This window comes from Streptomyces sp. NPDC127038 (assembly GCF_042725875.1).
Lineage (GTDB): Bacteria > Actinomycetota > Actinomycetes > Streptomycetales > Streptomycetaceae > Streptomyces.
In genome coordinates this window covers 18,388-31,977 of the sequence record NZ_JBHXDQ010000006.1, presented here as the reverse complement: position 1 = coordinate 31,977, position 13,590 = coordinate 18,388, and the positions used below count along the sequence as shown (strand labels likewise).

At 69.7% G+C, this 13,590-nt stretch carries 12 protein-coding genes and 1 pseudogene; 6 read left to right on the top strand and 7 right to left on the bottom strand.

What is annotated here, in order from left to right; genetic code table 11:
• The first annotated feature begins 314 nt into the window (after window positions 1-314).
• Together ACFWI4_RS06385 and ACFWI4_RS06380 are read left to right on the top strand one after the other, a co-directional pair.
• Window positions 315-656: a thioredoxin family protein gene (locus ACFWI4_RS06385; RefSeq protein WP_387191891.1), complete on the top strand. Its 342-nt coding sequence runs from the start codon at window positions 315-317 to the stop codon at window positions 654-656.
• 83 nt (window positions 657-739) lie between these two features.
• Window positions 740-1,356: pseudogene (locus ACFWI4_RS06380) on the top strand (transposase).
• Window positions 1,357-2,610: 1,254 nt separating this feature from the next.
• Here ACFWI4_RS06380 and ACFWI4_RS06375 read toward each other — a convergent pair.
• The 4 genes from ACFWI4_RS06375 to ACFWI4_RS06360 form a co-directional block, all read right to left on the bottom strand.
• Window positions 2,611-3,480: an IS5 family transposase gene (locus ACFWI4_RS06375; RefSeq protein ID WP_387191594.1), complete on the bottom strand. Its 870-nt coding sequence runs from the start codon at window positions 3,478-3,480 to the stop codon at window positions 2,611-2,613.
• 252 nt (window positions 3,481-3,732) lie between these two features.
• Window positions 3,733-4,299, bottom strand: coding sequence for an SMI1/KNR4 family protein (locus tag ACFWI4_RS06370; RefSeq protein WP_387191593.1), 567 nt, complete (start codon window positions 4,297-4,299; stop codon window positions 3,733-3,735).
• Window positions 4,296-5,117, bottom strand: coding sequence for an IS5 family transposase (locus ACFWI4_RS06365; RefSeq protein ID WP_387191889.1), 822 nt, complete (start codon window positions 5,115-5,117; stop codon window positions 4,296-4,298). The genes ACFWI4_RS06370 and ACFWI4_RS06365 overlap by 4 nt, the downstream gene beginning before the upstream one ends.
• 353 nt (window positions 5,118-5,470) lie before the next feature.
• Window positions 5,471-6,448, bottom strand: a complete 978-nt coding sequence (locus ACFWI4_RS06360; protein ID WP_387191591.1) for a hypothetical protein — start codon at window positions 6,446-6,448, stop codon at window positions 5,471-5,473.
• Between the two features lie 267 nt (window positions 6,449-6,715).
• Between ACFWI4_RS06360 and ACFWI4_RS06355 the strand changes: the two genes are divergently transcribed.
• Entirely contained in the window at window positions 6,716-7,918 is a 1,203-nt protein-coding gene (locus tag ACFWI4_RS06355; RefSeq protein ID WP_387191589.1) for a protein-L-isoaspartate O-methyltransferase, read from the top strand.
• On the top strand, window positions 7,915-8,727 hold the full coding sequence (locus ACFWI4_RS06350) for a PIG-L deacetylase family protein (RefSeq protein WP_387191587.1): 813 nt from the start codon (window positions 7,915-7,917) through the stop codon (window positions 8,725-8,727). Before ACFWI4_RS06355 ends, ACFWI4_RS06350 begins: the two co-directional genes overlap by 4 nt.
• Window positions 8,728-8,908: 181 nt before the next feature.
• Here ACFWI4_RS06350 and ACFWI4_RS06345 read toward each other — a convergent pair whose 3' ends face one another.
• Window positions 8,909-9,499: a TetR/AcrR family transcriptional regulator gene (locus tag ACFWI4_RS06345; protein WP_387191585.1), complete on the bottom strand. Its 591-nt coding sequence runs from the start codon at window positions 9,497-9,499 to the stop codon at window positions 8,909-8,911.
• A 129-nt stretch (window positions 9,500-9,628) separates the two neighbouring features.
• On the opposite strand from ACFWI4_RS06345, the gene ACFWI4_RS06340 reads away from it, so the two are divergent.
• A complete protein-coding gene (locus ACFWI4_RS06340) occupies window positions 9,629-10,864 on the top strand; it encodes an FAD-dependent oxidoreductase (RefSeq protein WP_387191583.1) in 1,236 nt (411 codons plus the stop codon).
• Between the two features lie 115 nt (window positions 10,865-10,979).
• On the opposite strand, the gene ACFWI4_RS06335 is transcribed toward ACFWI4_RS06340, so the two are convergent.
• Both ACFWI4_RS06335 and ACFWI4_RS06330 read right to left on the bottom strand, forming a co-directional pair.
• On the bottom strand, window positions 10,980-11,630 hold the full coding sequence (locus ACFWI4_RS06335; RefSeq protein WP_385391913.1) for a response regulator: 651 nt from the start codon (window positions 11,628-11,630) through the stop codon (window positions 10,980-10,982).
• The gene (locus tag ACFWI4_RS06330) at window positions 11,618-12,904 is read right to left on the bottom strand and encodes a histidine kinase (protein WP_387191580.1); all 1,287 of its coding nucleotides are present in this window, start codon (window positions 12,902-12,904) and stop codon (window positions 11,618-11,620) included. The genes ACFWI4_RS06335 and ACFWI4_RS06330 overlap by 13 nt, the downstream gene beginning before the upstream one ends.
• A 135-nt stretch (window positions 12,905-13,039) precedes the next feature.
• Here ACFWI4_RS06330 and ACFWI4_RS06325 point away from each other — a divergent pair, with 135 nt between their 5' ends.
• Window positions 13,040-13,555 carry a hypothetical protein gene (locus tag ACFWI4_RS06325; RefSeq protein ID WP_387191578.1) on the top strand — a complete coding sequence of 172 codons (516 nt, stop codon included), beginning with the start codon at window positions 13,040-13,042 and terminating at the stop codon, window positions 13,553-13,555.
• The last annotated feature ends 35 nt before the right edge of the window (window positions 13,556-13,590 follow it).

Genomic DNA, 13,590 nt, shown 5'->3' with positions numbered 1-13,590 from the left:
CTGTTATTCGCCTACGAGTGGTTCCGGTTCGCCGTCACCTGCGCCTTCGTGTCCGTGCTGGTCGCGGGGCCGCAAGGAGCGTCGCCGCCGCGGGCGGGCCGATCCGACCGGTGCCCGCAGCGGCAGGACGAGCGAGATGATCGCGTGTCTTGAGCCAACAGCTCTGTCGGCTCAAGCTCCCCCCCGACGGCGTCACTCGGAGCGGTACCTCTCCCCCATACCCACAGGTCGTGCCGAGACCCGCCGGGGCCGGCCTGCCGTACCGCGCAGGGCAAGATGGGCGCGCAATGACGGAACACGAGGTCAGGAGCTCCATGGCGGCGAAGCGGATTCACCAACCCCGTGAGGACGCGGAGTTCGATTTCATCCTCAGGATGAGCGGCGTCCCGGTTCTCGCCTACTTCACCGGAACATGGCCCAAGGCGATCGAGCCCTGCCGGGCCATGGACCTCGTCGTGGGAAGCGTCGCCGACGAGTTCACGGGCCGCCTGACGGTCGTCCGCACCGACATCACACGCTGCCCGGCCGCCACCACGCGCTACGGGATCACCGGAGCCCCTTCCTACGTCCTGCTGAAGGATGGTGAGGCGGTGACGGAAGGCACAGGACTCATGACGATCGCCGAGGTACGGACCCTCCTGGACGGCCACCTCTGAGCGGCCCCGGCGCAGGAACCGGGCGCAACCGTCTGCCGGATTGGGACGTCAGCTCGTGTGGCTCGGTTGTGTTCTCGACCGCGGTGAGAATTGTTGGACGTTTGGCTCCAGACGAGTTGTCGGAACTGTTCTGGCGGGTGGTTCCGGAGGCACCGACATGACCGCAGGGCGGTGGTCGCCGTCGTCACGGCGACCGGGAGGTGCCGACCTCGATCGTGTTCGTGGCCACGTCCGGTTGCGCGTAACAGCAGTTGCCGTCCGCACCCTTCGGACCGTCCGGGGCGACGGCTCACCGCCGGTTCTCCGAGTGGAGCAAGGCCCGGGTGCGGGCGAAGCTCCACCGCCTGGTCCTCGACGAGCGCGGCAGCCGCGGGCAGTTGGTCCGGTCACAGGGCCCGATCGACTCGGTGAACATGCGGGCCCTAGACAAGCGCGCGCTCACGGGTCCGAATCCGGTGGATCGCGGCAAGCAAGGCTCGAAGATCCAATTAATCACCGGGCGTACCGGTCTGCCCCTGCCACTGTGCCGCCCTCCACCCGGCTGAACATCCACCGCTGGCCCCTGGAGCACACGCTGTCCTGGCTCGCTGGGTGCCGCCGACTGCACCCTCGCTACGTGCGCAAAGCGAAGCGCTCCCTGGCCTTCACCGGCATCGCCGTTGCCCTCATCGGCTATCGACGCCTCTCGCGGCAGACGTGAGACGGTGAGCTGCCACTACAGGGCATTCCAGACGGAGATGCAGGGCTGCCCATCTTCGGTCGCCAAGACGCTGAATGTGCCTGGATGCGGGTGCCCGAGCAGTCGGCCGGCGGACGCATCGAGGCCAACCCAGCGCACGGTGCGCGGCGGTCAGGCCCTCGTAGCCGCCATAGTCCCACTCCACCAGGTCGGGTTCTATTCATGCGACACGGCAGGACAGATTGCATGCTTCGAGCACCTACTCGCCTCCTGGCGCGACCCGGGGCCTCGGGCTAAACACCAAAGTCCGGGACGGAACAACGGGAGAAAACGACCTCTGAAAGGCCAACGTTCTTTTGCTTGCGTAGTTTAGCCACACTGACGGCGCATGAGATTCCGCTGTGCCGCTTGTCTGCCTACGGGGCCAATACCCAGCAAATAACCCATTTCCGGATCGCCATGCTCAAGTCTCTCTCAGATCAGTTGAGTTTCCTTGACGATCATCCAGGCAGTCCGCGATCGTTCTGTTCATGCCGCTCCCAAGAAAGCGGCCACGCTCGTGAGTTGAGGACGATCTGATGAAGCCTCCCCTGCTGGCCGTCGGCCTGTCAGCCCTAGTGTTCGTATCGGCCTGCACAGGCGAGACTCACCCGAGGGCTACCGCCACCCACAGGGCACAGACGGGGGCCAGCGCAGCCCCCTCGGTGAGACAGAACCCGACGAGCCCGGACCGCCTTCCCAATCCGGTCCAGTCGCCCCTCGCTGTCGGATCGAAGACGCTGTACACAACAACCGGTCACGGTAAGGGCAGTGTCACGCTTCCCGCGTCAGCAGGGAAGGCCTCATCCGTCACGGTGTTGTGGACATGCGCCGGCCCGTCCAATTTCGACATCATCGCCAGCGGAAAGCCTCTGGCCGCGTCGCAGTGCGGTGACGGGACCAGCGTATACACGGCCGAGATACCGCACGCTCAGATGCACCAACTGGCATGGAAGTTCTCAGCAACCGAATCGGTGATCTGGCGAATTGCCGTTATTGAGTCACCGGGATCCGGACCCAACAGTACGTTCGATGGCTCCAGATCCCGGTGGACGATGCCCGCTGCGTGAATCGCCCCCCAACGCCCGCGCCAAGGCCGCTGCAGGCGGTTACAACTCACTCTCCGGAATGGTCCCGCCTCAAGCCGTTCCGTCAGCGACGGGGCCGGCGCCTAGTGCCTCCGGGCGGCAACGCTCATTCCGACGAAGCGCTGAGAGGTCGTTTTCTCCCGTTGTTTCATCCCGGAATCTGGTGTTTGGTCTGAGGTCTCGGGTCGCGCCAGGAGATGGTGTTCTCGCCGGTGAGACGGCGGGCCATGAGGTCGGTCATGGCGATGTGGATCATGGCTTCGGAGCGATGGGGCAGCGTTTCGTAGTCGCGGGCCAGGCGGCGGTGGAGCATGAGCCAACCGTAGGTCCGCTCGACCGCCCACCGCTTGGGGATCGGTGTGAATCCCCTGGTCCTGGGCCTGCGTTGAGTGATTTCCATGTCGATGCCGAGGGTCGCTGCGTGCTCGACGAGGTGCTGGCGGTAGCCGCCGTCGACCCACACCTTGCGGACTCGGGGATGTTCGGCGGCGACCCGGTTCAGGAGCTCAGTGCCGGCGACGGAGTCCTGCACGCTCGCAGCGGTCACCAGCACAACCAGGAGGAGGCCGATCGTGTCGGTGACGATGCTCCGCTTCCGCCCGACAATCTTCTTCCCGGCATCGACACCCTGACTGGAGGCGAGCACGCTGGTGGACGTTCTCACGCTCTGCGCGTCGATCACGCAGGCCGATGGTTCGGCCTCTCGTCCTCCCTTCTGTCGTAAGCGTTGCCTGAGCAGGCCATTGAGCTGGGCGAACACGCCTTCCTGCTGCCAGCGGGCGAAGTAGCCGTAGACCGTGTTCCAGTGCGGGAAGTCATGCGGGAGGTAGCGCCACTGGACGCCGGTCCGGTCCACATACAAGATCGCGTCCATGATGTCGCGCAGGTCGCGCTCGGGCGGCCTGCCGAAGTCCAGAGCTCTGCCGCGGCGCTCGAAGCGCCACGCCGCCAGGACCGGCTCGACCAACTCCCAGCGGGCATCGGACAGATCACTCGGGTAAGGGCGTCGCGTGGCCATGCTTCTGGCGTACCGGCCCGAAGCGAGTGCGCCCAGTCGCACCGAATCGGCGCTCGAAGCACACAACCTCGAAGACCGGGCATCCCGGGATGAGACAGGCCTACGACCCTTTCCGTCCCCTCCGCAACCTCCCCCGGCACACAGGCATCGACAGCCTCCAATATCTCGCCTGGACCACCGTCTACCACCCAGAAAATCGTCTAAAAGCCAGGCAAGACAGATGAAAACGACCTCTGAGACCGCGTTTGAGATCTACCGGGATGCCAGCCATGTGGTGTACCAATCGCGAAAGTCTGGTCCTGGGGTGAGACCACCCCACACGCGGTCATCGAGCCATACTTGTCCGGCATTGCTCCCCGCGATGACCAGGCGGGAGAAGGAGCCGCAACCAGACTCGCCGAGGACCAGTGTCCCCGCCACGCAGTAGTCGGCGTTGCCTTCCCGGCCCGGTCCCGGCCATTCGGCGGTGTGCGCGAACGCACTCGCCAGAAAGCCCGCATGCAGACACTCTGCCCGAAGATCGTGCAGGGCCTCTTCCTCGTCTACTTCTTCTGCCAGGCCCAAGAGTCCGTAGTCCGGCCCCGCTCCACCGTCCGCGACTGTGCTCAAAAAGCTTCGGTAGGCAGCAGGAAGAGTGATGCCGTGCAGCTGCTCGAAGTGTCGGATCGACTGCTCCGCCAGCGGCGCGTGAAGCCGGTACCCGTGGTGAGAAGCGCCGAAGCGGCGACGTTCGGGGTCTTCCAGGGCCATTGCGGCAACACGCGAGCGCACCGCAGCGCCATTCCAGGCCCCACCTAGGGCAGCAGCATCACTGATCACGCCTGGACAGTACCGGCGTGCGACCTCATCTGGATCAACGGCCTGGGGCCAGGCCGGGCAGGGGGACAGCCGCGGGTGAGTCGGCGGACCATGATGCCGATCATTGCCCAGCGGATCATGGCCTTCGAGTGGGCGAGGCTGGTCTCGTAGCCCCTGGCTAGGCGCCGGTGAGCGGCGAGCCACGAAAAGGTGCGTTCCACCGCCCAGCCCTTGGGTTGGACATGGAAGCCGCGCCGGTCGGGATTCTTGCGGACGATCTCCAGCTCGCGGCCGAGGATTTGGGTGGCCCAGTCGACCAGGCGGCCGACGAAGCCCTGGTCGGCCCAGACCTTCCGGACCTCGGGGGGGTCGAGCCTGGTCCACAGCAGCGGCCGCTTCGCGCCGTCGCGGTCCTGGACGCTTGCCGCGACGATGTGAACGGCCAGGAGCAGGCCGAGGGTGTCGGTGACGATGAACCTCTTGCGGCCCTTGCCCCTCTTACCCGTGTCGAAGCCCCTGGTGGCAGCGGGGACGGTATCCGCGGTGCGGACCGATTGGGAGTCGATCAGGCCCGCGCTCGGCTCCGCCTCGCGGCCGTCGGCTTCACGGACCTTGCTGCGCGGGGCGTCATGGATAGGCTCGGCGGCGCCGTCGTCGTGCCACCACGTGAAGTACCAATACACCGTCGGCCACGGCGCGAAGTCCTTCGCTAGCTGCCGCCAGGCACACCCAGTCAGCGCCACGTAGAAGATCGCGTCGAGGAACCGCCGCCGCGGATGCTTCTCCCGTCGACCACCTTTCGGTCTCACCCGCGCCGGCGGGAGCAACGGCTCGACCAGTGCTCACTGCTCACCGCAAGGTGAACGAGCGCCTCAGCAACGAGACACGGCAGATCTCAAACACATTCTTAGAGGCGATTATCGCCTATCTTGCCTGATTATCAGGTACTTCATCAGATGATGGATGGTGGTGCAGACGAGGTAGTGGAGGCTCTCGACGCCCGTGGGTCGGGGGAGGTTGTGGATGGGATTGAAAGCCTCGTAGGCCTGTCTCATCCCAGGATGCCCGGTCGTCGAGGTTGTGTGCTTCGAGCGCCGATTCGGTCCGCCTGGGCGCACGCGCTTCGGGACAGTTCGCCGGAAGTGGAGAGTTGATGGCAGCACCGGTCGAGCGGGCCGGCTCCGCGAGGTGGTCAGTGGGCCTCCGCTCCCGCGAGCAGGGCCGTGATCGCCCCACGCACGGCGGTGAGTTCGGCCGGGGTGGGATCGTTCGGTTCGTGCGGCACCAGCGCGGAGGGGTTCACCACGGCGGCGGTACCCTCCGGGCCGGGCGCGGCCGTGGCACGGGCGAGGAGTGCGCCGGTGTCGGGCGGCGGGGTAACGAGGCCGTCGCCGAGCTGCCGCAGTGCGGTCGCGAGTGAGGGCCGGGGGAAGGGGAAGTCCGCGGAGAGCAAAGTGGCCTGCCAAGTGTGGTCGTCCCCGCGGAAGTCCAGGGTCCAGTCCTCCCAGCGTTGGAAGGGCCACTCGTGAACTCCGGCAACGGTCTGCACGGCCCAGAGCGAGACGGTGCGGGCCTGCGGGTCGAGGTGGACGCCGCCGTACGGCATGTCCGTGAGCGCGGGAGTGTCCGGCGAGGCGACGAGCCGGTCGATCAGTCCGGGACCGGCGGCGAGGTGCTCGATGGGCTCCCAGTCTGTGCCCCACGCGCGAACGCTGCCGTCGGGCAGGCGCACGGAGGCGACCGACCAGGGCTCGCTGTCCTCGGTGGCCGCGAACCCGGACGGATCGAAGGTCTCGAACCAGCCGGGAAAACGGGTCAAGTCCCTGCCGAGACCCAGATGGTGGATGAGGTCGCCCAGGCCGTCGTGCGCGAAGCGGACGTCCCAGCCGGGCCAGGTCCGGGCCAGTACGGCGCGGGCGGCGAGGTGATCGGCCCAGCTGTCCGCGAAGGCGAACCAGAGCAGGATCCTGCGGTCGTGGTCGACGAGCGCGGCACCCTCGCACCAGAGATCGGCGAGCCACTCGTCGATCTCCTCGTTGGCGCGGAAGCAACGTGTCGCCGCGGCCGGACCGGGCATCAGATCACCGACCACCCGGTTGGCGCCCCAATGCGAGTAGTACCGCTGCCAGACACCGTTCTCGACCACCACGTACTGCGCACGCGCTCCCATGATCAGCGAGGCTAGCGCCACTGGACGACGGCCATCTAATGCTTTTCGGGCGACCGACTCGGTCTGGTCGCCCACGACTCGGTCAGGAGGAGGCACCGTCGTGCCAGGCGCCCGCCAGTCGATCGACGCAGTACTGGCCGGGCGGGTGTACTCGCAGATGGGCTGGGGTGAGGGGTGACGGGCATGGACACGAACCCTGCGGCGTCCGGCAGGAGGCCAGGGTCGACAGGACCGGGGCATGACGGCAACATGCGTTCGCATGTCCAGGTGGATCCTGTTGCTGCGCGGGCGGCGATGGTCGCCGAGTTGGTAAGGAAGGACGGGCTGCGGCCCGGACCGGTGTACGAGGCCCTGCTCGCGCTGCCCCGCGAGGCGCTCATGCCGCAGGCGTACGTGCGGCGCAGCGCGCCGGGTGAGGAGCCGCCGCGGTGGGACCTGCTGGACTGGTCGGCGCCGCAGGACCGTCCCGAGCTGCTGGGGCTGCTGTACGGCCGGGCCAGCGTGCCCATCCAGCACGACGGGGAGCCATTACTGGGCAGGACACCCGGGACTCGGTCGGGGGCGTCGATCACGTCGATGTCGACGGTGATGGGCCTTACCGCTTCGCTGCTGCAGGAATTGGATCTGCGGCCCGGTCAGCGGGTGCTGGACGTCGGGACAGGTGCGGGGGTGACCGCCGCGGTGGCCTGCCATGTCTGCGGCGACCGGGGTGTGGTCACTCTCGACCGGGATCGGCACCTCACCGAGGCGGCCGCGGTCCGGCTGGCCGACCTCGGCTTCCGGCCGGACGTCGTGTGCGGGTCAGGGGACGAGGGATGTCCCGCGCGGGCGCCGTTCGACCGCGTCTTCGTGTCGTACACGGTGGATCGTGTGCCGGCCGCGCTCGTCGAGCAGCTTGCCCCCGGAGGACGACTGCTAGCGCACGTCAGCCGGGCGTCGCCGTCATGGCCGGGCCTCGCCCTCGTCGAGCGCACCTGCGACGGAAAGATCAAAGCAGAGCTTCGGGCCGTGGAGTTCGCCCACCGGGCCGGGCACGGCCTGGAACGGATCTGGCTGAGCAAGGAGTTCCAGCAGCGCATCGCCACCGAGGCCGGCACACGGACCCGGCGCAGCACGCCGGCTCCCCCGGCGGACGCCGACCGAGGCCTGTGGCTGGCTGCGGACCACCTCCTCGGCGGGCTGGTGCGCGACTTCGGCGCCGAGCACCTCTCCGTCGGTGCGCCCGGCTGCGAGTCGTGGATGCGGGTCGAGCCGGCGGGCCCCGGTCGCTGGAACGTGACCGCTGACGGTCCGCGCGACATCTGGAGGGAAATCCAGGACCTGGCCGTGCTGTGGCGAGCGGCCGACAGCCCCAACCGGTACACCCTCCTCTTCGAGCCGGGCGGCGGACAGCGCGTCACATCGGCGTGCGGCCATCTGTCCTGGCGTCTTCCCGACGTTCGCCCGCTCGACGAAGGATCCCCCGCATGACAGGCATCCATCCTGCGGCCGCCCCCTCTCCCCCGCCCTCCGAAGCGATGCTCCCGTCCCTGCTCGGAGTGTTCGCCCACCCCGACGACGAAAGCCTCCTGGCCGGCGGAGTACTCGCCCAACACGCTGCGGGCGGCGCTCGCACGGCGGTCGTCACCGCAACCTGGGCACGAGACAGTACGCGTGCCACCGAGCTCAGTGCCGCTTTGGCGGTACTCGGCGCCGAGGCTCCGCGGATGCTGGGGTACCGCGACGCCCGCAACGAGAAATCGGCACCCGAGCAGCCCCGCTGGTGCGACATCGACCTCGACGAGGCCGTCGCCCAAGTGGTCTCGCACATCCGGCAGTTCCGTCCCGACGTCGTGGTGACCCATGACGTCCTCGGTCAACTCACCGGTCATCCGGACCATCGGCGCACCCACCAGGTGGCCCTCCTCGCGGTCGAGGCAGCCGGTGTCCCGCAGCTCTACCCCGGGACCGGAGAGGCGTGGCAGGCCGGTGCCCTCTACGCGGCGACGCATCCCCGGTCCGGGATCGGCGGTCTCGGGCCACTTCTGCAAGGCGTCGGGAAGACACTGCTGAGCGTTCCGGACTCGTATGTGACCGCCGTCGTGGATGTGACAACGTGGCTCGAGCAAAAGTGGAATGCCATTCGCTCGCACCGCAGCCAGGCCGAGAGCGAACGACCTCTGCCCGGACTTCTCTCACGGCTCGACGCTGAGAGCCGTGCCCGGATTCTGAGCACCGAGTACTTCACCCGACTCCGCGTCGCACCCGAAGGACCGGGACTGCACGACCTGACGCGCTGATCCGTGCTTCGTCCCGGGCCCGTGAACAGGCCGTTCAACCCTGGCAGGTTCTGGCCCGGTAACTCGGCCCCGCCCGGCCCTCAGAGGCTCTCCAAGGACAGCACCGGGTCCTTGGGCGGGCGCGCTCCTGTGCATCGACGCGCCGCGCTCGGATTCTGACGCCACGCCTGGCCACATCACATCACGTCACTCGGCCCCGGGCGCCCCGCCAGCCGTTGGCGAGCAGGTCGAAGACCCTGTCCAGGGCGGTGTCGGGGTCGGCGGATCCGCGGACGAGGACCGGGGCCTCCAGGGCGAAGTGGGCCAGCGCCCGGCAGCCCGGGTCGTCGGCGGGGAGTCCGGCGTCGTCGGCGATCGCCGAGGCCAGGGCGTGCTCGTGCCGCAGCCACATCCGGCGGGCGTACTCCCGCAGGGCGGGGGTGGTGTCGATCAGGCGCAGGAAGTCGTCGAAACGGGGGTCGGTGTGAACCCGCCGGGAGTGCTCGCCGAGCAGCATCCGGTGCAGGGCCGCCGGGACGGACTGGCCGGCGGGGCGCTCGCGGACCGCCGCGACCAGGGCCGCCTCGCGGTCCACGTCCTGGTCGAAGACCAGCGCCTCCTTGCCGTCGGGGAAGTGCTTGAAGAGCGTCGTCACCGAGACGTCGGCGGCGTCGGCGATCTCGCGGACCCCGACGTCGTCGTAGCCCCGCTCGGAGAAGAGCCGCAGCGCCGCGTCCGCCAGGGCCTGACGGGTGGCTGCCTTCTTGCGCTCTCGGCGCCCTGTCTCGGTCACGAGGCCACCTTACCTCGTTTGTGGATCCGATCAGAAAGTTTAGCTGTTACGCTTTTTTAGCGGTTACACATTGTGTGGCGCTGCCGCGACCCGTTCGCGTCCCGCGCCGCCCTAGAGGGGAAGGTCCCGATGACGAACAGCACACCCCGGATCTGCGTAGTCGGCGGCGGTCCCGCCGGACTGACCTGCGCCCGCGTCCTGCAGGGCCACGGGATCGAGGTCACGGTGTACGACGCCGACGACTCCGTGGATTCCCGTGACCCCGGCGGTACGCTCGACCTGCACGCCGACTCCGGACAGATCGCCCTCGCCGACGCCGGGCTGCTCGACGCCTTCATGGCGCGGGCCCGGCCCGAGGGGCAGGCGAAGACCCGCCGCGACCACCAGGGCACGGTCCTGGCGCAGTTCACCCCGGACCCCGGCGACGAGGCCGCGCCGGAGATCGACCGCGGCAGGCTGCGCCGTCTGCTCTTCGATCACCTGCGGCCCGGGACGGTCCGCTGGGGCCACCGGCTCGTCGGCGTGACCCCGCTCGGCCACGGCGGCCACCGCTTGGAGTTCGCGGACGGCACAACCGCGGAAGCCGATCTGGTGATCGGCGCCGACGGGGCGTGGTCGAAAGTCCGCCCCCTGGTCAGCGAGGCCGCCCCGCGGCATCTGGGGGTCTGCTTCCTCGACGCCCGGTTCGACGAGGTCGACTCGCGCCACCCTGAGGTCGCCGAGATCGTGGGCGCCGGTCATATGTTCTCCAACGACAACGACGGCCGAGCGGTGATCTTGCAGCGCAACGGCGACGGTGTGGTCCGCGGCTACATCGCGTTCCGTGCGGCGCCCGACTGGCACGTCGGGGCCGGAGTGGACCTCACCGACCGGGAAAGCATCCGCTCGCACCTGGCCCGGGAGTTCGGCCACTGGTCGGCGGCCATGCGCGCGCTCATCGTCCGCAACGACGGCGACTACGTGCCGCGGTCCTTCTCGGCCCTGCCCGCACCGCTCACCTGGGAGCACGTCCCCGGAGTCACGTTGATCGGCGACGCGGCCCATCTGATGGCGCCCTTCGGCGGGCACGGCGCCAACCTCGCGATGCTGGACGGCGCGGAGCTGGCCCACGCCGTGCACGCGGCGGGAGGCGCCGGTTCGGCGGTCGGCCTCGACGAGGCGGTCGCCGCCTACGAGTCGGGCATGTTCGCCCGCTCCGGCGAGCTGGCCGTGAGCTCGAACGAAGCCCTGGTCGAATTCTTCGCCACCACCGACACCCCGGACCTGCCCCCGGACCACGAGGAGGAGCACCGCGCCTACGTCGCCCGGGCGCAGGCCTACCGGCAGGAGCGGGCCCGGCGGGCGGGTGATCGTACGACGGCTTGAGCCCACGGCTGAGTTCCTGCCGGCCCCGGAACGACTCCCGGCAGTGAGGATCCGGGTCCGGCGGGAGGATCCGGGTCCGGCAGAACTCGGCGGGGCGTGCGGGCGTGATCGCGCGCTATGCGGTCGCGACTCCCAGGAAGCGCAGCACCGCCAGGACGCGGCGGTGGTCGGCGTCGGCCTGGGGCAGGTCGAGCTTGGTGAAGATGCTGTTGATGTGCTTGGCGACCGCGCTCTCGCTCACGACCAGCTCGGCGGCGACGCCGGAGTTGGACCGGCCGCCCGCCATCAGCTCCAGCACCTCCCGCTCGCGCGGTGTCAGCCGGTCGAGCGGATCGCTGTGCCGGCGCACCAGCAGCTGCGCGACGACCTGCGGGTCGAGCGCGGTACCGCCGGCCGCCACCCGGCGTACCGCCTCGGCGAACTCCTCGACGTCGGCGACCCGTTGCTTCAGCAGATAGCCGACGCCGGAGGTGTTGGCGGCGAGCAGATCGGCGGCGTACCGCTCCTCCACGTACTGCGACAGCAGGAGCACGGCGGTACGCGGGTACTGGCGGCGGATCACCAGCGCGGCGCGCACTCCCTCGTCGGTGAAGCCGGGCGGCATGCGCACGTCGACCACGGCGATGTCGGGACGGTGCTCCTCGACGGCCGCCAGCAGCCCTTCCGCGTCGGCGACCTGCGCGCACATCTCGAAGCCGGCCGCCTCCAGCACCTTGACCACGCCGATGCGCAGCAACACGGAATCCTCGGCGATCACGGCGCGCACGGCAGCTCCACGGTGACGACGGTCGGGCCCCCGGCGGGGCTGCGGCAGGAGAACGCGCCGTCGACGGACGCGACGCGCTTGGCGAGCCCGGCGAGCCCGGTACCATCGCCGGCCGCCACCAGATCCGCGCCACCCGCGCCGTCGTCCGCGACGACCACCAGCAGTGTCTCCCCGATCCGCTGCACAGTCACGTCCGCCCGGGTCGCCCGGGCGTGCTTGACGACGTTCGTCAGGGCTTCGGAGACCACGAAGTACGCGACGGCCTCGACCGTGGGTGAGGGGCGGCGCGGCAGGTCCACCGTCACGTGTACCGGGATCGGGAGGCGGGCGGCGACCCCGGACAGCGCGGCGTCGAGGCCGCGGTCCTCGAGGACGGCCGGATGCAGGCCGCGCACCAGGTTGTTCAGCTCGGCGATCGCCTCCTTCGCCTCGCGGTGCGCCTCGTCGATCACCTTGCGGGCGTCCGCAGGCAGATCGCCGAGGGTGGCCCTGGCCAGGCCCAGGTTGACGGCGAGCGAGACGAGGCGCTGCTGCACGCCGTCGTGCAGGTCGCGCTCGATCCGCCGCCGCTCGGCGTCGGCGGCGTCGAGCACGCCGGCCCGGCTCTCGGCGAGGTCGGCGACCCGGCGGGCGAGCTTCTCCGTACGACTGGGGCCGAGCAGGACCTCGGCCGCCCGGGTCTCCAGCCGCACCAGTGCGCCGATCAGCCGGGGCCCGAGGAACAGCAGGGCGAGACCGCCTGCGGTGATGTACAGGGCCTGCATGGTGTATCCGACCTCGGTGATCCGCCACTGCGGGGGCAGCGCCCAGATCCATATGTAGAGGGAGGCGGCCACGAGAGCGACGGCCCAGAGGGCGAGGACGGCGAGGTCCAGGACGGCGAACAGGGGGCCCGCCACGGCGTGGTAGCAGACCTGCCGCCACAACGTCCGCGTGGTCAGGCGGCGTACGGCCGACCTCCAGCTGCGTCCCGGCCCGGGTACGGCGGGGCGCGGGAGGTCCTTGCCGACGAGTGCCCGGTAGCGCCGCCGCTGCCCGACGGTCAGCAAGGGTGTCACCACGAGCGTGGACAGCACGGGCAGCGCCAGGAGCGCGAGCCGCACGGGCAGCGGAGTCGCGGCCGACACCGACGCCGCCATCGTGCCGAGCAGCCAGAGCCACAGGGGCACCACGGCGAGGTGGAGCGGGAGGCCGGCGGCGATGAGCGTGGTCCGGTGGCCCGCCCTGCGAAACGGCCGGCCCGGCACCAGCCGCAGCCACGTGGTGATTTGCATGCGTCAAACGGTAAAGCCGCAGGCCATCCCCGTGCCATGACGCTGCCACCCGGTTCGGGGGTGCACTTTTCTCCACCCCGGGTCGGAACCCTGCGTGACTGACGGCGCCCTGGTGTGCGGCGGAGGGTGGAGCACGTGAAAGGGAGAGCCGACGGGGAGCGGGGGAAGACGATGCGTCAACTGGTGTCGTGCGATGACGAATTGGCCACTGCCGAGGGCTTCGGCCGCGCCGAGGTCATCCCGCGCCACGAAGCGGCGGAGGAGCCGCGCCCTGCGCGGGGCATGCGGCGGGCCGGGTGGCTGCTGGTCGCCTGCGGGCTCGCCCTGGTGCCGTGGCTGTACGTGCTGGCCACCGGCCTGCCGGCCACCGCGACCGCGGCGCACTGGCCGGTCGCCTGGGTCGGGCTCGACGCGCTGGAGGCGCTCGGCCTGATCGCCACCGGCCTCCTCGCCGCCCGCGGCGACCGGCGGCATGCCCTGGCGGCCGCCGCGACCGCGACGCTCCTCGTCGTGGACGCCTGGTTCGACACCACGACCGCGGCCCCGAGCGGCGACCTCGCCACCGCGGTCGTCATGGCGCTCGGCGCCGAGCTGCCGCTCGCCGCGCTGTGCGGCCGGCTGGCGCTGCGGGCGCTGAGCCGGCACGCGTGACGCCGACCGCCCAGCCACATGCCCTATGCCCCGTG

Bases quoted from the DNA above. Each gene is read 5' to 3' on its own strand.
- ACFWI4_RS06340 (WP_387191583.1), top strand. From the start codon at position 9,629: ATGACGAACAGCACACCCCGGATCTGCGTAGTCGGCGGCGGTCCCGCC.
- ACFWI4_RS06375 (WP_387191594.1), bottom strand. From the start codon at position 3,480: ATGGCCACGCGACGCCCTTACCCGAGTGATCTGTCCGATGCCCGCTGG.
- ACFWI4_RS06360 (WP_387191591.1), bottom strand. From the start codon at position 6,448: ATGGGAGCGCGTGCGCAGTACGTGGTGGTCGAGAACGGTGTCTGGCAG.
- ACFWI4_RS06385 (WP_387191891.1), top strand. From the start codon at position 315: ATGGCGGCGAAGCGGATTCACCAACCCCGTGAGGACGCGGAGTTCGAT.
- ACFWI4_RS06350 (WP_387191587.1), top strand. From the start codon at position 7,915: ATGACAGGCATCCATCCTGCGGCCGCCCCCTCTCCCCCGCCCTCCGAA.
- ACFWI4_RS06330 (WP_387191580.1), bottom strand. From the start codon at position 12,904: ATGCAAATCACCACGTGGCTGCGGCTGGTGCCGGGCCGGCCGTTTCGC.